Below are 23,383 nucleotides of genomic sequence, written 5' to 3' on the forward strand. Positions count from 1 at the left end.
ACGTGGGCGACCTGGTCTACACGTCCTTCTCCGGCTCCCACCAGGACGCCATCAAGAAGGGCTTCGACGCCATGGAGGCCGACGCGAAGGCCAAGGGCGTCACCGTCGACGACATCGAGTGGGCCGTGCCGTACCTGCCGATCGACCCCAAGGACGTCGGCCGCTCCTACGAGGCGGTCATCCGGGTCAACTCGCAGTCCGGCAAGGGCGGTATCGCCTACGTCCTGAAGAACGACCACAAGCTGGACCTGCCGCGCCGGATGCAGATCGAGTTCTCCAAGCTCATCCAGGCCAAGACCGACGCCGAGGGCGGCGAGGTCACGCCGAAGGACATCTGGGCCGTCTTCCAGGACGAGTACCTGCCCAACCCCGAGAACCCCTGGGGCCGGATCCAGGTCAAGAACAACCAGTCGACCACCGACACCGACGGCGTGGACACGCTGCAGGTGGAGGCCACGGTCGACGGTCGGGACACGGTCCTCACCGGCTCCGGCAACGGCCCGATCTCGGCGTTCTTCGACGCCCTGCAGTCCGTCGGCATCGACGTACGCCTGCTGGACTACCAGGAGCACACGATGAGCGAGGGGGCCTCCGCGCAGGCCGCCTCCTACATCGAATGCGCCATCGACGACAAGGTCCTGTGGGGGATCGGAATCGACGCGAACACCACGCGCGCCTCGCTGAAGGCCGTCGTCTCGGCCGTCAACCGCGCGACGCGCTGACCAGCCTCGCAGGCGGTTTGCGGGCTCCGTCCGCCGATGTCCGGCGGGCGGAGCCCCGTCACATACCGGCCAATTGCTGTGAGGGTCACGGAAAGGTCTCCTCCGGGGTGCTGACTCCTCCTCGTGGATGTGGCTAACATCACGCAAGCGCGGCGACGTTGCCGCGGCGTGACGGAGGTGCGACGTGCTGCCAGGACGGGGACGAAACGGCCGTGCCGCCGGGCTTGCCCGCATCCTGGGCACCCGTACCGCGTGGACGGCCGCCGGCGACGGGGAGTTCTTCTGCCCCGGCTGCGGCGGTGACCGCAACTACCAGCGGCTGACCGGACAACGCCGCTTCACCCTGCTCGGCGTGCCCGTGCTGCCGCGCGGCGAGACCGGCCCGGTCGTGGAGTGCGCCGCCTGCCGCCGCCACTTCGGCACCGACGTGCTCGACCACCCGACCACCACCCGCTTCTGCGCGATGCTCCGCGACGCCGTGCACACCGTCGCCCTCGCGGTGCTGGCCGCGGGCGGAACCGGATCCCGTACGGCACTGGAGTGCGCCGTGCTCGCCGTGCGCGCGGCCGGTTTCGACGACTGCACCGAGGAGCAGCTGGCCGCTCTCGTCGAGGCGCTGGAGGCGGACACCGGCCGCATCACCGGCGAACCCTGCGGCGCCGGGCTGGCCATAGAGCTCCACGAGGCCCTCGACCCGCTCGCCCCGCACCTGGCCACCGTCGGCCGCGAATCGATCCTGCTGCAGGGCGCGCGCATCGCCCTGGCCGACGGGCCGTACACCCCGGCCGAGCGGGACGTCCTGGCGACCGTCGGAGCGGCGCTCACCATCTGCTCCGACGACGTCACCCGCCTGCTCGCGGCGGCGGCCCGTACGCCGTCGTAGCACCGGCGGTACTCCCCGGGGAGTAATCCGCCCTCCGCACCGCCTCCCGCGGTAACCCCCGGCTCGGTCTCACGCCCGACGTGCCGGATCCCGTGCGCCGGGAGTCTGGAGTCCGTTCCAGACACCCGACCGGAGGGAGCCGGACAGATGGGGGCCGTAAGGACGCGTACGGGGCGGCGGCGGGCCGTGCCCTGGGTGGTGGCCGGGCTGTGGATCGCCGCGCTCGTGCTGCTCGGGCCGCTCGCCGGGAAGTTCGCCGGCATCCAGCAGAACCGCGCGGTCGACTACCTGCCCGACAGCGCCGACTCCACGCAGGTGGCGCGCGTCCAGGACGAGTTGCCGGGCGGCGAGTCGACCGACCTGGTACTCGTGTACCACCGCGGCGGCGGACTCACCGGCGCCGACCGGCGGACGGCCGGCGAGCAGATCGCCGAGGTGCGCGGCGCCTACGACCTGACGGCCGCACCGCGCGGCGTCCCCTCCGCGGACGGCTCCACCCTGATGTACCCGGTCTCCAGCACGCAGCCGGGCCAGGACGAGGAGGCCCGGGACGCCTTCGTCGACGGAGTGCGGGACATCGCCGAGGGCGCAGGCGGACTGAGCGTCGCAGTCGGCGGACCGGGGGCGCTGAACACCGACATGAACAAGGTGTTCGAGACACTCGACGCCACCCTGCTGTTCGCCACCCTCGGCGTCGTCACCGTGCTGCTCGTCCTCATCTACCGCAGCCCCTTCCTGTGGCTGGTCCCGCTCGCCGTCGCGGGCGTCGCCGCGGCCGTGGCGATGGCCGCCGGCTACGGACTGCACGAACTGTCCGGCGTCACCGTCACCGGACAGAGCGGCGGCGTGATGACCGTCCTGGTCCTCGGCGCCGGCACCGACTACGCGCTGCTGATCGTCTCCCGCTACCGCGAGGAACTGCGCCGCCACGAGCACCCGTACGACGCCATGCGCGCCGCCCTGCGCGGCTGCGGGCCGGCCGTCCTCGCCTCCTCGGGGACCGTCGCGGCCGGGCTGCTGTGCCTGCTCGCCGCCGACCTCAACAGCAGCAGCGGCATGGGGCCGGTCGGCGTGGTCGGGGTGCTCGCGGCGCTGGTCGCCATGACGACGCTGCTGCCCGCGCTGCTGGTGCTGCTCGGGCGGCGGGTCTTCTGGCCGCTGATCCCCGCGTTCGGCAGCGAGCCGAAGGCACGGCGGTCGCTGTTCGCCGCGATGGGCACCTCGGCGACGCGCCGGCCCGGCACCGTGCTCGTCGGCGGGGCCCTGCTGCTCGGCGCCCTCTCCCTCGGCACGCTGAACCTGTCCGGCGGCATCAAGCAGGAGGACTCCTTCACCGAGCGGCCCGAGTCGATCACCGCGATGCGGACGCTGGCCCGGGAGTACCCCGAGCGCAGCAGCCGGCCCCTGATCGTCATCGCCCCCGACGGCAGGGCCGAGGCGGTCCTGGAGCGGGCCCGGGCCGCCGACGGTGTCGCCGAGGCGGTCCCCGGGCGCAAGGGGGCCGGCTGGACGGAGATCGCCGTCTTCGCCACCGCGCCGCCGGAGACCCCGGCCGAGACCCGCACCATCGAGGCCCTGCGGGCCGGGCTCGGCCGGGAGGGAGCGTACGTCGGCGGGCCCAGCGCCCAGCAGATCGATCTCGCCGACAGCGAGGCGCGGGACCGGAAGGTGATCGTGCCGCTGGTGCTCGCCGCGGTGTTCGCCATCCTCGTCGGGCTGTTGCGCAGCCTGGTCGCGCCGTTGCTGCTGCTGGTGGCGGTGGTCGCGGTGTGGGGCGCGGCGCTCGGCATCGGCGGTCTCGTCTTCGAGCCGGTGTTCGGCTTCGGCGGGACGGATCCCGGGCTCGGGCTGCTGTCGTTCGTGTTCCTGGTCGCCCTCGGGGTCGACTACGGCATCTTCCTGATGCACCGGATGCGGGAGGAGTCCGTGCGGGGGGCCGAGCCGGAGGCGGCGGCGCTGACCGCGCTGCGGACGACCGGCGGGGTGATCGCCTCGGCGGGGGTCGTGCTCGCGGCGACGTTCGCCGTGCTGACGACGCTGCCGATGGTCGCTCTCGTCGAGCTCGGGTTCGTCATCGCGGTGGGGGTGCTGCTGGACACGTTCCTGGTGCGCACGTACCTGGTGACCACGGCGAGTGTGCTGCTGAGGCGGCGGATGTGGTGGCCGGGGAGGCTCTCGCGCGCACCGCGGCGGATCACACCGCCGACGCGGGACGAGCCCGTCTCCGCGCACGCCTCCTGACCCGCCGACGGCGTCCCTCCCCTCCCGGAGGGACGCCTTCCTCGCCGAGGATGATGCCCGTGCAGGCACCCACCACCCCGCAGGCGGCCTGGTCGCGTCCCGCCGAGCGGGTCATGGCCGCCATCAACCGCGACCCCCTGACCGCCCCGCACGCCGTCCGCAACGACACCCTGCTGGCCATCGCCGCGGCGGCGCTCGCGGCCGGTATCGCGCTGCTCGTCGACGACGGACGCGAGCCCGACGCGCTCGGCTGGACGCTGCTGCTCGCGAGTCACCTGCCGCTGCCCTGGCGGCGGCGCCGGCCGCTGCTCGTGCTGGCCCTGATCGTGGCCTGTGTCGCGCCGTACCACGCGTTGGACAACGTCCACTCCGCCCCCACCCCGGCCACCTACATCGCCCTCTACACCGTCGCCGTCACCGGCCGCCCGCTGCGCACGGTCCTGGTCGGGACCGGCGTCGTCACCCTCTCCGTCAGCGTGATGCTCACCGTCAGCCCCCACGAGGCGCTGGAGGTGCTGAAGGTCTCCGGGTGGGTCGTCGCCGTGCTGTTCTGCGGTGTCGACGTGCGCTTCTACCGCCAGTACGTCGCCTCCATCGTGGAGCGCGCCGAACGGGCCGAACGCACCCGCGAGGAGGAGGCCCGGCGGCGCGTCGCCGAGGAGCGGCTGCGGATCGCCCGGGACCTGCACGACCTGCTGGCCCACAGCATCACCCTCATCGGCGTGCAGACCTCCGTCGCCGCCCACGTGCTGTCCGCCGACCCCGAGAGGCTGGACCGGGAGACGGTCGCCAAGGCCCTCGACGACATCGCCGGGACCTGCCGCAGCGCCCGGGGTGAACTCCGTACGACCCTGGAGGTGCTGCGCGCGCACGAGGCCGGGCGCGACTGCGCCGACACCCGCGGCCCGCTGCCGGGCCTGGACGGGCTGCCCGACCTGGCGCGGGCCGCGCGGCTCGCCGGTGCCCGGGTCGAGCAGACCGTACGGCTGCGGCACGCGCCGCCCGCCGTCGGCGCCGCCGCCTACCGCATCGTGCAGGAGGCCCTCACCAACGCCGTGCGGCACGCCGGACCCGCACCGGCCGTCCGGGTCGAGCTGGAGGAGCGGGAGGGCGCCCTGCACCTGTCGGTCAGCGACGACGGCGCCGGGCCGGCCCCGGGCGGCACCCCGGGCTTCGGGCTCGTCGGGATGCGGGAGCGGGCCCGCAGCGTGGGTGGCACACTCGACGCCGGACCGCGGGCCGGGGGCGGGTTCGAGGTGACGGCGGTCCTGCCGCTGACCACGACGGGGGAGAGGACCGGATGACCATACGGGTGCTGCTCGCGGACGACCAGACGCTGGTGCGCGAGGCGTTCGCGATGCTCGTGGAGTCGGCCCCGGACATGGCGGTCGTCGGGCAGGCCGCCACCGGCCGGCAGGCCGTGGAGCTAACCCGCAGCGCGCGCGCCGACCTGGTGGTGATGGACATCCGCATGCCCGACCTGGACGGCATCGAGGCGACCCGGCTCATCGCGGCCGACGAGGACCTCGCGGGTGTCCGGGTGCTCGTGCTCACCACGTACGACACCGACGAGAACATCGTCGACGCCCTGCGCGCCGGCGCCTCCGGGTTCCTCGTCAAGGACACCCGTCCGGCCGAACTCCTGGACGCCATCCGGACCGTCGCGGCCGGTGAGTCCCTGCTGTCGCCGGGGCCCACGGCACGGCTGATCGAGCGGTTCCTGCGCAGCCCCTCCGCACCGGCGGCCGGCGGGCCCGAGTGCCTGTCCGAGCGCGAGCGGGAGGTGCTCACGCTGGTCGCGCGGGGCCTGAACAACACCGAGATAGCGCGGGCGTTGGGCCTGAGCCCGCTGACCGCGAAGACCCACGTCAGCCGCATCATGGGGAAACTGGCGGCGCGGGACCGGGCCCAGCTGGTCATCGTCGCCTACGAGTCGGGGATGGTGACGCCGGGGAGCATCTGAGGAATGAGACTCCTCAGCCGCACCCTCCTGGCCACCTCGGTCCTCCTCGCCCCCCTCACCGCTGGCGCCGCCACCGCCACGGCCGGCCCCGGCTGCACGTCCTCCGTCCCGTACGTCTCGGGCGAGGGCGGCTACGCCACGTACCGCATCCCCGCCACCGTCACCACCCGCGCCGGCACCGTCCTCGCCTTCGCCGAGGGCAGGCGCGGCGGGGCGGGCGACACCGGCGACATCGACGTCGTCCTGCGCCGCTCGGCGGACGGCGGCTGCACCTGGGGTGCGCTCACCGTCGTCGCCGCGGGAGACGGCGACACCCGGGGCAACCCGGCACCCGTCGTCGACCCGCGCAGCGGCGCCGTCGTGCTCCTCACCTCCTACAACAGCGGGGACGTGACGGAGGCGCAGATCATGCGCGGGGAGGTCACGCCCGAGCAGAGCCGCCGTGTCTTCGTGCAGCGCAGCCGGGACGACGGCCGCCGCTTCACCGAGCCCCGCGAGATCACCGCCCAGGTGAAGCACCCGTCCTGGCGCTGGTACGCCACCGGCCCCGGCCACGCGCTCGCCCTCACCCATGGCCCCTACGCGGGCCGCCTGGTCGTCCCCGCCAACCACTCGGCGTCCCCGCCGCCCGGCTCCCCGGACACCGGTCGGGAACCCCGCTACTACGGCGCCCACGCGCTCCTCAGCGACGACGGCGGCCGCACCTGGCGGCCCGGCTTCGTCGACGACTCCTACGACGGGACGGCCAACGCCAACGAGTCCACCGCCGCGCAACTCCCGGACGGCACCGTCTACTTCAACGCCCGGGACCAGCACGGCACCGGCGCGGGCCACCGCCTCGACAGCCGGTCGAGCGACGGCGGCGCCTCCCTCGACCGGCCCTACACCGTGCAGCCGACCCTGAACGACGTCCCCGTCGTCCAGGGCAGCGTCCTGCAACCGGCGGGCCGTCACGGGCCGTTGCTGTTCTCCGGCCCGTCCGTCCCCACCGCCCGCCGGGCGATGGCGGTGTGGCGCAGCACCGACGGCGGCGCCACCTTCACCAAGGCGCTGACGCTCTCCCCGCACCCCGCCGCCTACTCCGACCTGGTGCCCCTCGGCCGGAAGGCGGTGGGGATCCTCTACGAGACCGGTGTGCGGGGGACCTACGAGACGATCGAGTTCCGCCGGATCCCGGCCGGGGACCTCTGAGGCCTGTCGTTCGGACAGGACCTAGAGCAGCCCGGCCGCCGCCACGTACTTCCCGACCCGCTCCACCTCGCCCGGCGACAGCGGCACCTGCGGCTCGGCCGTCGCCGGGCAGTCGATCACGCCCCGCAGGTGCAGCGCGGCCTTGAAGGCGCCGATCGCCGAGGAGCCCGGGCCCATGCGCGCCGGGTCCCCGACGGACACCATCCCGAACAGGGCGCACAGGCGCTCCTGTTCGGCACGGGCCTCCTCGGCGTCCCCGGCACGGCACAGGCGGACCAGCCGGACGTAGCCGTGCGGGTCGACGTTGCCCAGGCCGGGCACCGTGCCGTCCGCGCCGACGGCGAGGGCCGCGTCGACGATCAGCTCGGAGCCGGTCAGCACGCTGAAGCCGGTGATGCCCCGGTGGTCGCGGGCGCCGGTCACGACCTGCCGGAACGCGGCCAGATCACCGCTGGAGTCCTTCAGCCCGGCCACGACGCCGTCGGCGGCCAGCTCCAGGACGACGTCCCCGGGCAGCTTCGTGTGGACGGCGACCGGGATGTCGTAGGCGATGACCGGCACCGGGCTCGCGGCGGCTACGGCGCGGTAGTGTCGGGCGATCTCCGCCGGGTGGGTGCGGGCGTAGAACGGGGCGGTGACGACGACCGCGTCCGCGCCCGCCGCCGTCACCGCGGCGACGTGGTCCAGCACGCGGGGCGTGGTCATGTCGATCGCCCCGGCCAGCACCGGCAGCTGCCCCCCGGCGTGGCGTACGACCGTCTCGACCACCAGCCGGCGCTGCCCGTCCGTCAGATAGGCCGCCTCCGAGGTGGAGCCGAGCACGAACAGGCCGTGCACCCCGCCCTCCACCAGATGGTCGACGAGCCTGAGCAGCGAGGGGACGTCCACCTCGCCGTCCGGTGTCAGGGGTGTGCACAGGGGCGGGATGACACCGGTCAGCGGGGTGATCGTCATGGGGCCTCCATCGGGTCGCTCCGGCGGACGAGGTCGCGGGTCGACTCGTCCTCCTGGACAGGATGGTGGCAGCGGAAGCGGTGCGCGGGTGCCGACGCGGCGGAGAAGGCCGGCATCTCGTCCGCGCAGCCGCCGTCCGCCTTCCAGCAGCGGGTGCGGAACGGGCAACCGCTCGGCGGGCGGGTCGCCGAGGGGACGGGACCGGCCAGCGGGATCGGCTCGATCGGGTCGAGCAGGCCGGGCGTGGCCGAGAACAGGGCGCGGGTGTACGGGTGCCGGGCCCGGTCGGTGACCAGGGCGGCCGGGCACTCCTCGACGATCCGGCCCAGGTACATGGTGATCACCCGGTCGCTCATCCGCCGGACCGTCTGGATGTCGTGCGAGACGAACACCAGGGCCAGGCCCAGGCGTTCCTTCAGGTCGAGCAGGAGGTTGAGGATCTGCGCCCGGACCGACACGTCCAGGGCGCTGGTCGGCTCGTCCGCCACGACCAGGTCCGGGTCGAGCGCCAGGGCCCGGGCGATCGCGACGCGCTGGCGCTGCCCGCCCGACAACTGCCCGGGCAGGGCGTCGGCGAGGGCCCGGGGGAGACCGACCAGGGACATCAGCTCCCGCACCCGCTCCTCGCGTCCGGCCCGGGTGCCCCGGTCGTGCACGTCCAGCGGGTCGCGCAGGATCCGCCGGACGGTCAACCGGCGGTTCAGGGCCGTCGACGGGTCCTGGAAGATCATGCCCGTGCTCGCGCCGACGGCCCTGCGGCGCTCGGCGGCCGGCATCGCCCACAGGTCCCGCCCCCGGAACGACACCGTCCCGCGGGTCGGCCGCTCCACCCCCACCAGCACCTTCGCCAGGGTCGACTTGCCGCAGCCGGACTCGCCGACCACGCCGACGGTCTCGCCGGGCGCGACGGCCAGGTCGGCGCCGGTCAGGGCGTACACCCGGTCGCGGGTGAACACCCCGCCGCTGCGGGCCCTGTGGACGACGTGCGCGTCGGACAGTTCCACCAGGGCGCTCATGACACGGCCTCGGTCTCCGGCGCCGCCGGCTCCATGGCCGGGTGATGGCAGGCCACGGTGTGCGCCGGGGTACCGGTCAGGGCGGGAGCCGTCGTGCGGCACACCTCGCTCGCACGCGGGCACCGGTCGGCGAAGCGGCAGCCGGCCGGGAAGCCGGCCGGGGACGGCACGACCCCCCTGATCTGCGTCATGCGCTCCTGCGCCGTCTCCAGCGACAGCACGCTGCCGAGCAGACCGCGCGTGTAGTGGTGGGCCGGGGCCTGCACCAGGTCGGCCGTGACGCCCGTCTCCACGATCTGCCCGCCGTACATCACCGCCACCCGGTCGGTGACGTCCGCGATCAGCGCCAGGTCGTGGGAGACCAGGATCAGCGCGAAGCCGAGCTCCTCGCGCAGCCGCAGCAGCAGCTCCATCACCTGCGCCTGCACGGTGACGTCGAGCGCGGTCGTCGGCTCGTCGGCGACGATCAGCTTCGGGTCGCGGGACAGGGCCATCGCGATCAGGACCCGCTGGCGCTGCCCGCCGGACAGCTCGTGCGGGTAGCTGCGCAGGGTGCGTTCGGGGTCCAGGCCGACCATGGTCAGCAGCTCGGCGGGAGTGCGCCGCCCGCCGCGCCGCACGACCTGCTTCAGCTGGGCGCGGATCGTCATGGCCGGGTTGAGGGAGGACAGCGCGTCCTGGTAGACCATCGCCATCTCGTGGCCGAGGAGCCTGCGGCGTGCGCGCATCGGCTCGGCGAGCAGGTCCCGCTGGTGGAAGCGGACCCGGCCGCGCACGCGTGCCTCCTTCGGCTGCAGGCCCATGACCGCCAGCGCGGTCAGCGACTTGCCGCAGCCCGACTCGCCGACCACCCCCAGGACTTCGCCGGGGTGCACCTCGAAGCTGATGCCGTCCACGATGTCCACGCCGCCGTGCCGCCCGTCGAAGCCGATGGTGAGGTTCTCCACCGCCAGCACCGGCTGCCCGTCCCGGGGAACGTGCCGGGCCCGCGCCCGCAGCCTGCGGGCCGCCTCCGTCAGGCCGGGCAGCGGCGCCACCTCCCCGCCGCCGGGCTCGGGCGCCTCCAGCCGGTCGTCGCCCGGCGCCTTCACCTCCCGGGCCGAGGGAGCCGCCCACGCGTCGGAGACGCCCTCGGACAGGACGTTCAGGGACAGCACCGTGAGGAGCATCAGCAGTCCGGGGAACACGGTCGCCCACCAGCCGCCGGTCAGCACCATGTTCTTGCCGTCGGCGATGACGCTGCCCCAGGACGGGTCGGGCGGCCGCACGCCCGCCCCGATGAAGGACAGCGACGCCTCGAAGACGATCGCCTCGGCCACCTGGACCGTGCAGAACACCAGTACGGGCGCGGCGCAGTTGACCGCCACGTGCTTCAGCACGATGTGCGGGGTGCGGGCGCCGATGACCCGTTCCGCCGTCACGTAGTCCTCGCCGTACTGGTCGAGGACGTTGGCCCGGACCACCCGGGCCACCGGCGGGGTGAACAGGAAGGCGAGCGCACAGATCAGCACCGTGATCCCGCCGCCGAACACCGCCACCAGCACGGCGGCCAGCGCGATGCCCGGGAACGCCATCACCACGTCCAGGCAGCGCATCAGCGTCTCGTCGACCGCCTTGCGGGAGGTCGCGGCGATCGCCCCGAGCAGCGCGCCGGCCACCAGGGCGAGCCCGGTCGCGCCGAGCCCGATCGCGAGCGACCAGCGCGCCCCGTACATCAGCCGGCTCAGGATGTCCCGGCCGAGACTGTCCTGGCCCATCCAGTGCCCGGCGGACGGGTGGCCGGTGCCGTCGACGGGCGGCTGCTGGTCGAGCGGGTCGTGCGGGGCGAGGAGCGGCGCGAGCAGCGCCATGAGGGCGACGACCGCCAGGAAGCAGACGGCGGCCTTCGACAGCGGCGGCAGCCGGCGCGGGCCGCGCAGCCGCACACCGCGCCGGGACAGGGCCGTGGCAAGGCTCTTGCGGGTCATCACGTGGTCGCATCCCTCAGTCGCGGGTTGACCAGCAGGTACAGGATGTCGATGACGAGGTTCACGACGACGAACCCGGCCGCCGTGGTCAGCACGACGCCCTGGACGACGGCCGGATCACCGTTCTTCACGGCGTCGATCATCAGCTTGCCCATGCCGGGCAGCGAGAAGATCGTCTCGATGACGACCGCGCCGCCCAGCAGGTAGCCGACCCGCAGGCCGAGCACGGTGAGCGGGTTGATCAGCGCGTTCCGCAACACGTTGCGGCCGACGACCACCCGGGGCGGCAGCCCGCTGCCGATCGCCGTCCGCACGTAGTCCTTGTCCAGCTCCTCCACCACGGACGTCCGTACGATCCGGGTCAGTTGCGCCGCCACCGGGAGGGAGAGGGCGAGGGCGGGGAGCGTCATCGTCCGCAGCCAGCCGGTGAAGGAGTCGGCCGGGTTGATGTAGCCGCCGGTCGGGAACCAGCCCAGGTCGACGGCGAGGTACTGGATCATCAGCAGCGCGAGCCAGAACCCGGGCGCGGCGACCCCGGTCAGTGACACGACCCGGATGATCTGGTCGGGCAGCCGGTCCCGGTGGATCGCCGCCGTGACACCGCCCAGCAGGGACAGCACGACCGCGATGCCGAGGCCCAGGAACGTCAGCTGGAGGGTGAGCGGCAGCGCGGTGGTCACCTGGTCGATCACCGGCGCCCGGGTCAGCGCGCTGGTGCCGAGGTCGCCGTGGAGCAGGTCGGCGACGAAGGCGGCGTAGCGCACGGGCAGCGGGTCGAGCAGGCCGTGTTCCTCGCGGAAGTCGTGGAGCTGTCGCGGGGTCGGGTTGGCGCCCTGGAAGAACGCGGACGCCGGGTCGACGTCGGAGAACCGCATCACCAGGAACACGAACAGCACGATCCCGAGCATCAGCGGGACGAGCAGGGCGACGCGGCGGAGCAGGATCCGCAGGACGGCCGTCATGCCGCTAGGCCCACTTGGCCTGGAGGAGGTTGATACCCGGGTAGGGCTGGGCCCTGATGCCGCTGAGCCGCTTCGGGTCCCAGGCCGTCATCAGCTCGTTGTGGACGACCGGGTAGAGCACGGCCTGTTCGGCGACGACGTCGATGTAGTCCTGGATCATCGTCTTCTTCCTGGCCGGGTCGGGTTCCCGGGTGGCCCGGTCCATGTCCCTGAACAGCTGCCGGGCCACCGGGTCGGATCCCCACCGGGTGTACTGCATCCAGAGGTTCCGCGGGCCGTAGTTGTAACGCATGATCAGGTCGGCGTCGACGCCGAACTGGTTGGGGTTCGAGGCGGCGGCGACGACCTGGTAGTCCTGCTTCTGGTCCATCTTCGTGAAGACGGCCGTGGTCTCCTGCGGGGACAGGGTGGTGCGCACCCCGATCGCGTCCCAGGAGGACTTGAGGGTGGGCAGGCAGTCGACGATCCAGCTGACGTTCACCGCCAGGACGTCGATGCTCAGGTCCTTGACCCCGGCCTCCTTCAGCAGCGCCTTCGCCCTGTCCGGGTCGTGGTCGTAGACGGTCTTCGCCCGGCGGTAGGAGGGGTTGTTCTCGTCGAGGAAGGAACTGGCCGGCCTGCCGTGGCCCTTGAGGGCGACCTGAACCATCTTCTCGGTGTCGATGGCGTAGTGCAGGGCCTGGCGCACGCGCACGTCGTCGAAGGGCTTGTGCCGCGTGTTGAACATCAGGAACAGGTTGTTCATCCCGGCCCCGCCGGCCACCGTGAGGCCGCCGGCCTCCAGCCGGCCGATGTTGGCGTAGGGGATGTTGTCCGCGATCTGCGCGCCCGCGCTCGACCCGGAGATCTTCGCGACGCGGGGGGCCGCGTCCACGATCGTCAGCCAGTTCATCCTGCGGAAGGCGGGCCTGCGCGGGCCGTTGTAGGCGTCGAAGGCCTCGAAGGTCGTGTTCGACTTGGGGTGGTGCGCGGTCTGCCGGTACGGGCCCGAGCCGATCGCCTTGCCCCTGATGGCGTCGTCCCAGCCGCCGGGCCGCCCGAACACGTGCCTCGGCATGACCTTGGCGAGCGTCAGCCGCGAAAGCCCCTCCGGGAAGGGGAACGCGAGCACCAGCTCCACCCGCCGCGCGTCGATCTTGCGGACCTCCTTCAGCCAGCTCGCGAAGAAGCCCTTGGCGAGGGTCTGGGTGTCCGGGTCGAGGATCCGGTCGAAGACGAAGACCACGTCGTCGGCGGTCACCGGCTCGCCGTCGTGGAACGTGGCGCCCTCCCGCAGGGTGAACGTCCAGGACGTGCCGTCCGGGTCCTTCGGGACCTCGGTCGCCAGGGCCGCGTACGGCTCCCGGGAGATCGGGTCCGTGTCCAGCAGACCCTCGTAGATGTGGTGGTTGGCGGCCATGCAGAACGCGGACGCCGTCTGGGTGGGGTCCCAGCTGCCGTCGTTGCCGTAGCCGATCACCGCCGTCAGCGTCCGGTCCGGACCGCTGCCGCCGTCGCCGGTGTCGTTCGTGGACTCGGGCCCGGACGAACAGGCCGACAGCGACGCGGAGACGGCGGCGGCCGCGCCCAGCGCGCCGGTGTGCTTCAGGAACGACCGGCGGCGCAGCGCCGGCACGTCAGGGGTCACGTCGCGCACGGGTCCTCCAGCGAGAGGTCTGGGGGGACGGGGCCGGATGCGGAGATACGACGTCCTACGTCCTGCGGTCAGCGCGACCATAGGAGGGGCCGCGGGGCCGGTCAAGGGATCGCACACGAATGGCCCATCCGCCAGAGGTCACACCAATGGCGCTGTACGGCAGCCGGAGTCGACGCCCTGTCGGGCGGCCTTGACGGCGGGTACCGCCGGAGGTGGGACGTAGGACGTCCGGGCCGCGTACGATGCGGCGCATGTCCGAGGAGCCCAGGACCAGCCGGATACAGCGCCAGGTCGTGCAGCTCATCCTCGACCGCAGACTCGCCGCCGGCGCGCCGCTGCCCACCGAGGCCGCACTGACGCAGGCCCTCGGCGTCAGCCGCAACTCCGTCCGCGAGGCGCTCAAAGCCCTCCAGGCCCTCGACATCGTGGAGATCAGGCACGGCTACGGCACCTATGTCGGCCGGGCCTCCCTCGCCCCCCTCGTCGACGGCCTCACCTTCCGCACCCTGGCCCGCCACGAGGACGACCCCGGCGCCCTCGCCGAGATCCTCCAGGTCCGCGAGGTCCTGGAGGTGGGCCTGATCCGCCGGGTGGCCACGACGGTCACGGAGGCGGAACTGGACCGGCTGGAGGAGGTGGTGACCCGGATGGAGGCCGCCGCCGGCACGGGCGTCGCCGAGGGCGCCGGCGGCGCGGACGGCTCCTTCCCCGATCTCGACCGCGAGTTCCACGAGGTGCTCTACGCCTCGCTCGGCAACGACCTCGTCCCGCAGCTCCTCGCCGCCTTCTGGACGGTCTTCCGGCGGGTCCTGGGCGCCCGCGGCCGGCCCCACGACCCCTCGCCCGGGATCACCGCACGCCGCCACCGCGACATCGTCACCGCGCTGCGCGCCCGGGACGCGGAGGGCGCCCAGCGGGCCATGGCCGTGCACTTCCGGGGCATCGAGGCGCGGGTGGCCCAAGAGCCGCGGGGCGTGGGCTGAATCCGCCGCCCGCGCGGCGCGGCGCGGGGGATGATGGCGGACGTGAGCGACCTGTGGAGCGAGCACGACAACGGCGTCCTGCACCTGCCCTCCGGCCGGTCGGTGCGCGGCCGGGGCCTGCGCCACCCCCTGGATGCCACCGCGCCCCTGCCCTCCTACGGCGTCTACCTGCTGGGCCGCCGGCCGCCCGGGATGCCCTGGGAGGCGGACTGGATCCGCTGGCCCGACTTCCGGCTCCCGGCCGGCCCGGAGGCCGCCCGCGCGGTCCTGGCCCGGGCGTGGGAGCGGGCCGCCGGGGAACGGGTGGAGATCGCCTGCGGGGGCGGACGGGGCCGGACGGGCACGGCCCTGGCCTGCCTCGCGGTCCTGGACGGCGTACCCGCGGCACAGGCCGTGGCCTACGTCCGCCGGCACTACGACCGGCGGGCGGTGGAAACGCCCTGGCAGCGGCGGTACGTACGCCGGTTCGGCCGGGGGTGAGCCCCTCCTGCGGCCCGGCGGATCGTCCCCTGGACGCGCCTGCTCGCACCGACGGCCGCCGAGCCGGACCCGTTCGCCCGGCTCGGCGGCCCCGCACCGCCCCGGCGAGCCCGCCACGGGCCGGCACCGGGAGCCGGCGCAGGCGTTCCACGCGACGGCCCGCCGCCACCGGGCGGCGGGCCACCGCGGACGTCACGCGCAGTACAGGTCGGATCCGGGCCGCTCGCCGGTGGCGAGGAAGCGGGAGACGGTCCGGTCGCCGCAGGCGTTGCCGTTGGCGAGGTAGGCGTCGTGACCCGTGGAGTTCACGGTGACCATGACGGCCCGGTCGCCGAGCGCCTGACGGAGCCTCAGGGCGCCGCTGAGGGGGGTGGCGACGTCCCGCTCGTTCTGCACGAGCAGCACGTTGGACGGCCCGCGCCCGGTGATCCGCACGGCCGGTTCCCTCGGTTCGTACGGCAGGGCGGCGCACGCCATCGGCCCGCGCGGCATGCCCGCCGTGAGCGGGAACCTCACCCGGCTGACGTCGACGTCCCGCTGGTAGACGGCGGCCGAGTCCGGCCAGTCGACGTCGTTGCAGATGGTGCCGACACCGACCGCGGCGACGTTCTGCAGGACCGACTCGGGCGGGGACCCGGGCACGGGCGGCACGGTGCCCTTGCGGGCGGCCAGGATCGTCCGGGCCAGCACCGGATAGTCGTCGGGGTCGTAGAGGCTGGTCAGCATGGTCTGGCGGAGTACGGTGCCGTCCAGTCGCTCCGGACCGGCACCGGGCCAGGGGAGGGGATCGCGGTCCAGCCGCGCGGCGAGACGCAGGAAGCCGGAGCGCACCTCGGCGGCGGTGGAGGCCAGCCGGTACGGGTTCCCCGGCCGCGACGCCCAGGCGGCGAACTCGGGGAAGTTGTCCTCCACGCCCCGCTCGAAGGCGGCGAGCCAGCCGCGGGTCACCCGGGTGGGGTCGGGGTCGTTGTTGCTGTCCAGCACGACGCGGTCGGTGCGGTGCGGGAACAGCTGGCTGTAGACGGCGCCGACGTACGTGCCGTACGAGACGCCCCACGCGGAGATTCTCGGCTCCCCGAGCGCGGCCCGGACGCGGTCGAGGTCGCGGGCCTCGTTGGCGGTGCTGATGTGCCGGATCAGCTCACCGCCGTTGCGGCCGCAGGCCTCGGCCATGCGCCGGGCGGTGGCCATGTTCTCCTCGACGGAACCGTCCGGTGCGGGCCAGGGCAGGAGCTTGGTCCGGCTGAGGTCGGCGGGGTCGAGCTGGCAGTCGACGGCGGTGGAGGGCGCCATGCCGCGCGGCGCGAAGCCGATGAGGTCGTAGGCGTCACGCACCCGTTGCGGCAGCTTCTGCCCCTTGCCGGAGGGATCGGAGAGACTCTCCCCGCCCGGGCCGCCGGGGATGAGTAACAGCGCGCCCCGGCGGGCGGAGGGCTTCTCGCTCGGAATGCGGGAGACGGCGATCTCGACGGTCCGCCCGTCCGGGTCGGAGTAGTCCATCGGCACCTCGACGGTGGCGCACCGCTGTCTGGGGTCGAGGCCGTCGCCCCGGCAGTCGGACCAGGTGAGCGGCTCGGCGGGGCCGGGGGTGACGGCGGACGCGGTCAGCGGGACGGCGAGGGAGAGCAGGACCGCGCAGGCCGCGGCGAGTGAGGCGTGAGGGGTGATTCTCTTCGTGTCCATGGGTCGATCCTGACGCGCCCCCGCGCCACCCCACATCCGGCCAACTCCCGTATTCCGCAGGGGGTTTACCCCCTAGGACCATTCCAGGACGGTCCCGCGCCCCCGTCCGGTCCCACGCGTCTGCGAATTCGTCTCCGCGATTCGATCATGCCCGAACCTCTTTGCGTCGCCCCGCAGTTGTACGACACAGACCCTTCCCGAGTATAGGCGCGGAGAGTCACCGAAAAATTGCGAAGAGTGAAACTCCGAAAGGAAGGGGAGCACGGTGGAGGCACGACACTCGGCGCTTCGCGCCGAAGAAGCGGAGGACGCGGTGAAAGAATTGCGGGCAGAACTCGTCAGGACCGGAATGATCCCGCCGTCGCCGGGAGTCGACCCGGTGAGTTTCGCGCGGAAAGCTCCCTGCCCGCTCACGGAACCGGTCCGGCTTCGCGTCCCGACCGCCCGCCGGACCGCGGCGGTGGCGCGATGAAGCCCCCCGTCGGCGCCTATGTCGTGGACACCCGCAGCGGACGCATCGGCATCGTCATGGGGCATGAGGGGCCCTACGTGCAGTTGCGGCCGTACGGGGGCGGCAAGGAGTGGGACGCCGACCCCGGCGCCGTCCGGCACGCCACCCCGGCCGAGCGGCTGCGCGCGGCGACCGCCTACGCCAACGCCCGCAGCAGGGGCGAGGTCCCTTGACGCGCTGACCCTGCGAGAATGGCGCCATGAGTCTGTTCCGCGACGACGGCATCGTGCTGCGCACCCAGAAGCTGGGTGAGGCGGACCGGATCATCACGCTGCTCACGCGCGGTCACGGCCGGGTACGCGCGGTGGCCCGGGGCGTGCGCCGGACGAAGTCCAAGTTCGGCGCGCGCCTCGAACCCTTCTCCCACGTCGACGTGCAGTTCTTCTCCAAGGGCAGCGAGCTGGTCGGACGCGGGCTGCCGCTGTGCACCCAGAGCGAGACCATCGCGCCCTACGGCGGCGGGATCGTCACCGACTACGCCCGGTACACCGCCGGCACCGCCATGCTGGAGACCGCCGAGCGGTTCACCGACCACGAGGGCGAGCCGGCCGTACAGCAGTACCTGCTGCTCGTCGGCGCCCTGCGCACCCTCGCCCGGGGCGAGCACGCACCGCACCTCGTGCTCGACGCCTTCCTGCTCCGCTCCCTCGCCGTCAACGGCTACGCCCCGACCTTCAGCGACTGCGCGAAATGCGGGATGCCCGGCCCCAACCGGTTCTTCTCGGTCGCCTCGGGCGGCTCCGTCTGCGTGGACTGCCGCGTGCCCGGCAGCGTCGTACCCTCGCCCCAGGCCCTGGAACTCCTCGGTGCGCTGCTTACGGGAGACTGGGAGACCGCCGACGCGTGCGAGGCGCGCCACGTCCGGGAGGGCAGCGGACTGGTGTCCGCCTACCTGCACTGGCACATGGAGCGCGGCCTGCGCTCGCTGCGCTACGTCGAGAAGTAACCGAAGCAAGCACGAGGAGACGAGACACACATGGCCGTACGCGGGATCCTGGGGCGCCAGCGCCGGGAGTACAGGACGCCGGAGCCGCACCCGTCCGGCGCGCGGCCGCCGAAGCTCCCCGGGGAGCTCGTACCGCGGCATGTGGCGATCGTCATGGACGGCAACGGCCGCTGGGCCAAGGACCGCGGCCTGCCCCGCACCGAGGGGCACAAGGTCGGCGCCGAGCGCGTGCTGGACGTGCTGCAGGGCGCCATCGAGATGGGCGTGGGCGCCATCTCCCTGTACGCCTTCTCCACCGAGAACTGGAAGCGCTCGCCCGACGAGGTGCGCTTCCTGATGAACTTCAACCGGGACTTCATCCGCAAGACCCGCGACCAGCTCGACGAACTGGGCGTGCGCGTGCGCTGGGTCGGGCGGATGCCGAAGCTGTGGCGGTCCGTCGCCAAGGAACTCCAGATCGCCCAGGAGCAGACCAAGGGCAACGACCGGCTGACCCTGTACTTCTGCATGAACTACGGGGGCCGGGCCGAGATCGCCGACGCGGCGAAGGCGCTCGCGGAGGACGTGCGCAGCGGCAGGCTCGACCCGTCCAAGGTCAACGAGAAGACCTTCGCCAAGTACCTGTACTACCCGGACATGCCGGAGGTGGACCTGTTTTTGCGCCCGAGCGGCGAGCAGCGCACCTCCAACTACCTGATCTGGCAGAGCGCCTACGCCGAGATGGTCTTCCAGGACGTGCTGTGGCCGGACTTCGACCGGCGGGACCTGTGGCGGGCCTGCCTGGAGTTCGCCTCCCGGGACCGGCGCTTCGGCGGGGCCATCCCGAACGAGGAACTGCTGGCCATGGAGGGCGGCCAGCCGTAGGACTCCCGCCCGGGCCGGCGCCCCGTGCTGCCGGCCGGGGACCGGGCTGTTCGCCGCCGTCTCCGGCGGCGGCACGGCGGCACGGCCCGCAGACCGACGCCGGGCGGACCACGCCGTCATCACGCTCGTCACCCTGGCGACAGGGGGTGCGGACCTCCACCGACATCGGGCAGCGGGCGGGCCCCGCTCGTCGTCGCCGTCGCGGTGCCGCAGCTCGCGGCGTCACATCGGCGTCGCCGGCGCGGGCGGAACCAGCCGGGGGTCCCTGGGACTTCGGGCTGCTGCCCGCCTCACCGCAGCGGTGCTGCCGGCACGGCGGTCGCGTCGGCGCCGCCCGCGCGGACGAACCGGCCGGACGGCGGCTGCCGACGCGACCGGCCGGCTACTTCGCGGCCGCCGCGCACTCCGCGCACGTGCCGAAGATCTCCACCGTGTGGGCCACGTTCACGAAGCCGTGCTCGGCGGCGATGGCCTCCGCCCACTTCTCCACGGCCGGGCCCTCCACCTCGACGGCCTTGCCGCAGCCACGGCACACGAGGTGGTGGTGATGGTCGTCGGTGGAGCAACGGCGGTAGACGGACTCGCCGTCGGCGGTGCGCAGGACGTCGACCTCACCGGCGTCGGCGAGGGACTGCAGGGTGCGGTAGACCGTGGTGAGCCCGACCGAGTCGCCCTTGTGCTTGAGCATGTCGTGCAGTTCCTGCGCGCTGCGGAACTCGTCGACCTCCTGCAGGGCCGCCGCCACAGCGGCCCGCTGCTTGGTGGCGCGGCCCTTCACGGACGGTCCAGCGGTCGTCACCGTTGCCTCCTCACGTCTGCCTTGCCCGGGCCATTGTGCCAGCCCGGTGCGGGGGCGGTCAGACGCCGACCCCGTCGGCCGACTTCCGGCTGCCCGGGATCGCGCACTCGGTGGGGTCGCCCGCGGTGTCCGCGGCGGCCCGGGCCCGGGCGCGGCGGCGGGCCAGCGGGGTGGCGAGGGCCGTCAGCACGATGAACGCGCCGATGGTCAGCAGCACGATCGTCGCGCCGGGCGGCACGTCCTGGTAGTACGAGGTGACCGTGCCGCCGATCGTCACGCTCACGCCGAGGGCGACGGCGACGGCGAAGGTCGCGGCGAAGCTGCGGGTGATCTGCTGGGCGGCCGCGACGGGCACCACCATCAGCGCGCTCACCAGGAGCAGCCCGACCACGCGCATCGCCACGGTCACGGTGACGGCCGCGGTGATCGCCGTCAGCAGGTTCAGGGCGCGCACCGGCAGGCCCGTCACCCGGGCGAACTCCTCGTCCTGGCTCACCGCGAACAACTGGCGGCGCAGGCCCAGGGTGACCAGCACGACGAAGGCGGCAAGGACGCAGATGGCCGTGACGTCCGACTCGGACACCGTCGACAGCGAGCCGAACAGGTACGACGTGAGGTTGGCGTTGGAACCCGTCGGCGCGAGGTTGATGAACATCACACCGCCCGCCATGCCGCCGTAGAAGAGCATCGCGAGGGCGATGTCGCCGCGGGTCTTGCCGTACCAGCGGATCAGCTCCATGAGGACCGCGCCGAGGACGGAGACCAGGGTCGCCATCCACACCGGGGACCAGGACAGCAGGAAGCCCAGGCCGACGCCGGTCATGGCGACGTGACCGATGCCGTCGCCCATCAGGGCCTGGCGGCGCTGCACGAGGTAGATGCCGACGGCCGGGGCGGTGATGCCGACCAGGACGGCGGCGAGCAGGGCCCGCTGCATGAAGGCGTAGTCGAGGAAGTCCATCAGCTCAGCAGTCCCGTGCGGATCGGTTCGGCGCCCGCCGGTGCGTGCGGGTGTACGTGGTCGTGGCCGGGCAGGGCGTGCTGCCCGACGGCCTTCGGCGGCGGGCCGTCGTGGACGACGCAGCCGTCCCGCAGGACGACCGCCCGGTCGATGAGGGGCTCCAGGGGGCCCAGCTCGTGCAGCACGAGCAGGACCGTCGCGCCCTGGGAGACCTGCTCGGTGAGCGTGTGCGCGAGGACCTCCTGGCTGGCCAGGTCGACGCCCGCCATCGGCTCGTCCATGATCAGCAGTTCGGGCTCGGAGGCGAGGGCACGGGCGATCAGGACGCGCTGGTGCTGCCCGCCGGAGAGGGCGTCGACCGGGTCCTTGGCCCGGTCGGCCATGCCGACGAGCTCCAGGGCGCGCCGCACGGCCGTGTGGTCGGCCTTGCGCAGCACGCCGAAGCGGGTCCGGGACAGGCGGCCGGAGGAGACCACCTCGGTCACCGTGGCGGGCACGCCGGACGCGGCCGTGGTGCGCTGCGGGACGTAGCCCACGCGGTGCCAGTCGCGGAACCGCCTGCGGTCCGTGCCGAACAGCCGGATCTCGCCGGCGGCGGTCTGCACCTGGCCGATGACGCTGCGCACGGCCGTCGACTTGCCCGAGCCGTTCGCGCCGAGCAGCGCGACGACCTCACCGTGGCGCACGGTGAGGTCGATGCCGCGCAGCACGGGGCGCGAGCCCAGGTCCGCGCGGACGCCGCGCAGGGATACGACGGGCTCGGTCATGCCGTCCTCCGATGGGTCGATCACTTGGCTCCCAGGGCCTTCTGCAGGGCCTTGAGGTTGGCTTCCATGACCTGGAAGTAGTCGTCGCCGCGGGACTTGTCGGTGATGCCCTCCAGCGGATCGAGGACGTCCGTCTTCAGGTTCGCGTCGCGGGCGAGGGTCTTCGCGGTCTTGTCGGAGACCAGTGTCTCGTAGAAGACGGTGGTGACGCCGTCGGCCTTGGCCTCCTCCTGCAGCTCCCTGACCCGGGCGCCGCTGGGCTCGCTCTCGGGGTCGAGGCCGGAGATGGCCTCCTGGGTGAGGCCGTAGCGCTCGGCGAGGTAGCCGAAGGCGGCGTGGTTGGTGAAGAAGACCTTGGTCTTCGTGTTCTTCAGGCCGTTCTCGAACGTGCTGTTCAGGCCGTTCAGCTTCTCCACCAGGGCCGCGGTGTTCTTCTTGTAGTCGGCCGCGTTGTCCGGGTCGGCCTTCTCGAAGGCCTTGCCGACGCCCTCGGCGACCTCGGCGTACTTCACCGGGTCCAGCCAGACGTGCGGGTCGCGGGCGTGCTCCTCCTCCTCGGCGTGGCCTTCCTCCTCGGCGTGGCCCTCCTCACCCTCGTGGCTGTGGCCGCCGGTGCCGTGGTCCTCGAGCGTGGTGAGCGCGGCCGCGTCGATCTTCGTCTTGATGCCGGTCTGGGCGACCGCCTCGTCGACGGCGGGCTGCAGGCCCTTGAGGAAGAGGGCCGCGTCGGCCTCCTCCAGCTGCGCCCGCTGCTTGGTGCTGATCTCCAGGTCGTGCGGTTCCTGGCCGGGTTCGGTCAGGCTGGAGACGTTCACGTGGTCGCCGCCGATCTGCTCGGCGAGGAACGCCATCGGGTAGAAGGAGGCGACGACGTCGAACTTGTCCGTGTCGCCCGTCGCCGCGCTGTCGCTGGAGCAGGCGGTCAGGGCGCCCAGGCCGAGAGCGGAGGCGAGGGCGGCGGGTATGAGGCGTCGTCGTACGTTCATGACACTCATTTTCAACAAATGTGGAAACCGTTGTCAACAAACGTCCTGACCGGGACCTTGAGGGCGCCGGAGGGGGAGCGATTTGATTGAGGGGGCGCCCCCGCCGGTAATCTGAAGCATTCGCTGGAAGCAACTCGCTTCGCCCGCCCGCCTCCCGACCACCACCCCTCGTCGAGGCGCTTCCGCGCCGCAGTCAGTATTCGTCGTCGTAATGAAGAGAGCACCGTGGCCGCCGACAAGATCGACACCATCGTCAGCCTGAGCAAGCGCCGTGGCTTCGTATTCCCCTGTAGTGAGATCTACGGCGGTCAGCGCGCCGCTTGGGACTACGGCCCGCTCGGTGTCGAGCTCAAGGAGAACCTCAAGCGCCAGTGGTGGCGCTACATGGTGACGTCGCGCGAGGACGTCGTCGGTATCGACTCGTCCGTGATCCTGGCCCCCGAGGTCTGGGTCGCCTCCGGCCACGTCGCCACCTTCACGGACCCGCTGACCGAGTGCACCTCCTGCCACAAGCGGTTCCGCGCGGACCACCTGGAGGAGGCCTACGAGGCCAAGCACAACCGCCTGCCGGAGAACGGCCTGGCCGACGTCAACTGCCCCAACTGCGGCAACAAGGGCCAGTTCACCGAGCCCAAGCAGTTCTCGGGCCTGCTGTCCACCCACCTCGGCCCCACGCAGGACTCCGGCTCCGTCGCCTACCTGCGCCCCGAGACCGCGCAGGGCATCTTCACCAACTTCTCGCAGGTGCAGACCACCTCGCGCCGCAAGCCGCCGTTCGGCATCGCCCAGATGGGCAAGTCCTTCCGCAACGAGATCACGCCCGGCAACTTCATCTTCCGCACCCGCGAGTTCGAGCAGATGGAGATGG

The 23,383-nt window shown here is 72.8% G+C and carries 22 protein-coding genes; 12 read left to right on the top strand and 10 right to left on the bottom strand.

Going from position 1 to position 23,383, the window contains the following annotated elements:
- The 6 genes from RIN80_RS18000 to RIN80_RS18025 form a co-directional block, all read left to right on the top strand.
- On the top strand, nucleotides 1-722 hold a 722-nt coding region (locus RIN80_RS18000; RefSeq protein ID WP_309096619.1), incomplete at its 5' end, for an alpha-isopropylmalate synthase regulatory domain-containing protein.
- 184 nt (nucleotides 723-906) lie between these two features.
- Nucleotides 907-1,605 (top strand): TerB family tellurite resistance protein, encoded by a 699-nt coding sequence (locus RIN80_RS18005; RefSeq protein ID WP_309096620.1) that lies wholly within the window; start codon nucleotides 907-909, stop codon nucleotides 1,603-1,605.
- Between the two features lie 147 nt (nucleotides 1,606-1,752).
- Nucleotides 1,753-3,846 (top strand): MMPL family transporter, encoded by a 2,094-nt coding sequence (locus RIN80_RS18010; RefSeq protein ID WP_309096621.1) that lies wholly within the window; start codon nucleotides 1,753-1,755, stop codon nucleotides 3,844-3,846.
- A gap of 50 nt (nucleotides 3,847-3,896) precedes the next feature.
- Nucleotides 3,897-5,150, top strand: a complete 1,254-nt coding sequence (locus RIN80_RS18015; RefSeq protein ID WP_375141726.1) for a sensor histidine kinase — start codon at nucleotides 3,897-3,899, stop codon at nucleotides 5,148-5,150.
- Nucleotides 5,147-5,809: a response regulator transcription factor gene (locus tag RIN80_RS18020; protein ID WP_309096623.1), complete on the top strand. Its 663-nt coding sequence runs from the start codon at nucleotides 5,147-5,149 to the stop codon at nucleotides 5,807-5,809. The genes RIN80_RS18015 and RIN80_RS18020 overlap by 4 nt, the downstream gene beginning before the upstream one ends.
- 3 nt (nucleotides 5,810-5,812) lie before the next feature.
- On the top strand, nucleotides 5,813-7,000 hold the full coding sequence (locus RIN80_RS18025) for a sialidase family protein (protein WP_309096624.1): 1,188 nt from the start codon (nucleotides 5,813-5,815) through the stop codon (nucleotides 6,998-7,000).
- Nucleotides 7,001-7,021: 21 nt separating this feature from the next.
- Here RIN80_RS18025 and RIN80_RS18030 read toward each other — a convergent pair whose 3' ends face one another.
- Genes RIN80_RS18030 through RIN80_RS18050 form a run of 5 tightly spaced genes read right to left on the bottom strand, consistent with a single transcriptional unit; the run spans nucleotide 7,022 to nucleotide 13,535 of the window.
- The gene (locus tag RIN80_RS18030; protein ID WP_309096625.1) at nucleotides 7,022-7,954 is read right to left on the bottom strand and encodes a dihydrodipicolinate synthase family protein; all 933 of its coding nucleotides are present in this window, start codon (nucleotides 7,952-7,954) and stop codon (nucleotides 7,022-7,024) included.
- The gene (locus tag RIN80_RS18035) at nucleotides 7,951-8,970 is read right to left on the bottom strand and encodes an ABC transporter ATP-binding protein (protein WP_309096626.1); all 1,020 of its coding nucleotides are present in this window, start codon (nucleotides 8,968-8,970) and stop codon (nucleotides 7,951-7,953) included. Before RIN80_RS18035 ends, RIN80_RS18030 begins: the two co-directional genes overlap by 4 nt.
- Complete coding sequence (locus RIN80_RS18040) at nucleotides 8,967-10,937, bottom strand: dipeptide/oligopeptide/nickel ABC transporter permease/ATP-binding protein (protein WP_309096627.1); 1,971 nt, start codon at nucleotides 10,935-10,937, stop codon at nucleotides 8,967-8,969. The genes RIN80_RS18035 and RIN80_RS18040 overlap by 4 nt, the downstream gene beginning before the upstream one ends.
- Nucleotides 10,937-11,899: an ABC transporter permease gene (locus tag RIN80_RS18045; RefSeq protein WP_309096628.1), complete on the bottom strand. Its 963-nt coding sequence runs from the start codon at nucleotides 11,897-11,899 to the stop codon at nucleotides 10,937-10,939. The genes RIN80_RS18040 and RIN80_RS18045 overlap by 1 nt, the downstream gene beginning before the upstream one ends.
- Before the next feature lie 4 nt (nucleotides 11,900-11,903).
- On the bottom strand, nucleotides 11,904-13,535 hold the full coding sequence (locus RIN80_RS18050) for an ABC transporter substrate-binding protein (RefSeq protein ID WP_309096629.1): 1,632 nt from the start codon (nucleotides 13,533-13,535) through the stop codon (nucleotides 11,904-11,906).
- A gap of 242 nt (nucleotides 13,536-13,777) precedes the next feature.
- Here RIN80_RS18050 and RIN80_RS18055 point away from each other — a divergent pair, with 242 nt between their 5' ends.
- A complete protein-coding gene (locus RIN80_RS18055) occupies nucleotides 13,778-14,518 on the top strand; it encodes a FadR/GntR family transcriptional regulator (protein ID WP_309096630.1) in 741 nt (246 codons plus the stop codon).
- A gap of 33 nt (nucleotides 14,519-14,551) precedes the next feature.
- On the top strand, nucleotides 14,552-14,998 hold the full coding sequence (locus RIN80_RS18060; RefSeq protein WP_309096639.1) for a protein phosphatase: 447 nt from the start codon (nucleotides 14,552-14,554) through the stop codon (nucleotides 14,996-14,998).
- Between the two features lie 192 nt (nucleotides 14,999-15,190).
- Here the strand turns inward: RIN80_RS18060 and RIN80_RS18065 are convergent, their stop codons facing one another.
- On the bottom strand, nucleotides 15,191-16,681 hold the full coding sequence (locus RIN80_RS18065) for an alpha/beta hydrolase (protein WP_309096631.1): 1,491 nt from the start codon (nucleotides 16,679-16,681) through the stop codon (nucleotides 15,191-15,193).
- Nucleotides 16,682-17,149: 468 nt separating this feature from the next.
- Between RIN80_RS18065 and RIN80_RS18070 the strand changes: the two genes are divergently transcribed.
- From RIN80_RS18070 to RIN80_RS18080, 3 genes are read left to right on the top strand one after another with little or no spacing between them, the layout of a single operon-like run.
- Nucleotides 17,150-17,365, top strand: coding sequence for a hypothetical protein (locus tag RIN80_RS18070; RefSeq protein WP_086599578.1), 216 nt, complete (start codon nucleotides 17,150-17,152; stop codon nucleotides 17,363-17,365).
- A gap of 26 nt (nucleotides 17,366-17,391) precedes the next feature.
- The gene (recO, locus tag RIN80_RS18075) at nucleotides 17,392-18,138 is read left to right on the top strand and encodes a DNA repair protein RecO (protein WP_309096632.1); all 747 of its coding nucleotides are present in this window, start codon (nucleotides 17,392-17,394) and stop codon (nucleotides 18,136-18,138) included.
- 30 nt (nucleotides 18,139-18,168) lie between these two features.
- Nucleotides 18,169-19,002 carry an isoprenyl transferase gene (locus tag RIN80_RS18080; protein ID WP_309096633.1) on the top strand — a complete coding sequence of 278 codons (834 nt, stop codon included), beginning with the start codon at nucleotides 18,169-18,171 and terminating at the stop codon, nucleotides 19,000-19,002.
- Nucleotides 19,003-19,384: 382 nt separating this feature from the next.
- Here RIN80_RS18080 and RIN80_RS18085 read toward each other — a convergent pair whose 3' ends face one another.
- The 4 genes from RIN80_RS18085 to RIN80_RS18100 are packed head-to-tail and all read right to left on the bottom strand — an operon-like array spanning nucleotide 19,385 to nucleotide 22,515.
- Nucleotides 19,385-19,801: a transcriptional repressor gene (locus RIN80_RS18085; protein ID WP_309096634.1), complete on the bottom strand. Its 417-nt coding sequence runs from the start codon at nucleotides 19,799-19,801 to the stop codon at nucleotides 19,385-19,387.
- Nucleotides 19,802-19,859: 58 nt separating this feature from the next.
- On the bottom strand, nucleotides 19,860-20,762 hold the full coding sequence (locus RIN80_RS18090; protein WP_309096635.1) for a metal ABC transporter permease: 903 nt from the start codon (nucleotides 20,760-20,762) through the stop codon (nucleotides 19,860-19,862).
- Nucleotides 20,762-21,529, bottom strand: a complete 768-nt coding sequence (locus tag RIN80_RS18095) for a metal ABC transporter ATP-binding protein (RefSeq protein ID WP_309096636.1) — start codon at nucleotides 21,527-21,529, stop codon at nucleotides 20,762-20,764. The genes RIN80_RS18090 and RIN80_RS18095 overlap by 1 nt, the downstream gene beginning before the upstream one ends.
- A 20-nt stretch (nucleotides 21,530-21,549) precedes the next feature.
- The gene (locus tag RIN80_RS18100; RefSeq protein ID WP_309096637.1) at nucleotides 21,550-22,515 is read right to left on the bottom strand and encodes a metal ABC transporter substrate-binding protein; all 966 of its coding nucleotides are present in this window, start codon (nucleotides 22,513-22,515) and stop codon (nucleotides 21,550-21,552) included.
- Nucleotides 22,516-22,740: 225 nt separating this feature from the next.
- Here RIN80_RS18100 and RIN80_RS18105 point away from each other — a divergent pair.
- Nucleotides 22,741-23,383 (top strand): glycine--tRNA ligase (locus RIN80_RS18105; protein WP_309096638.1); only part of this gene is annotated, 643 nt, incomplete at its 3' end.

This window comes from Streptomyces sp. (genome assembly GCF_031181705.1).
In the GTDB taxonomy this organism is placed as follows: domain Bacteria; phylum Actinomycetota; class Actinomycetes; order Streptomycetales; family Streptomycetaceae; genus Streptomyces.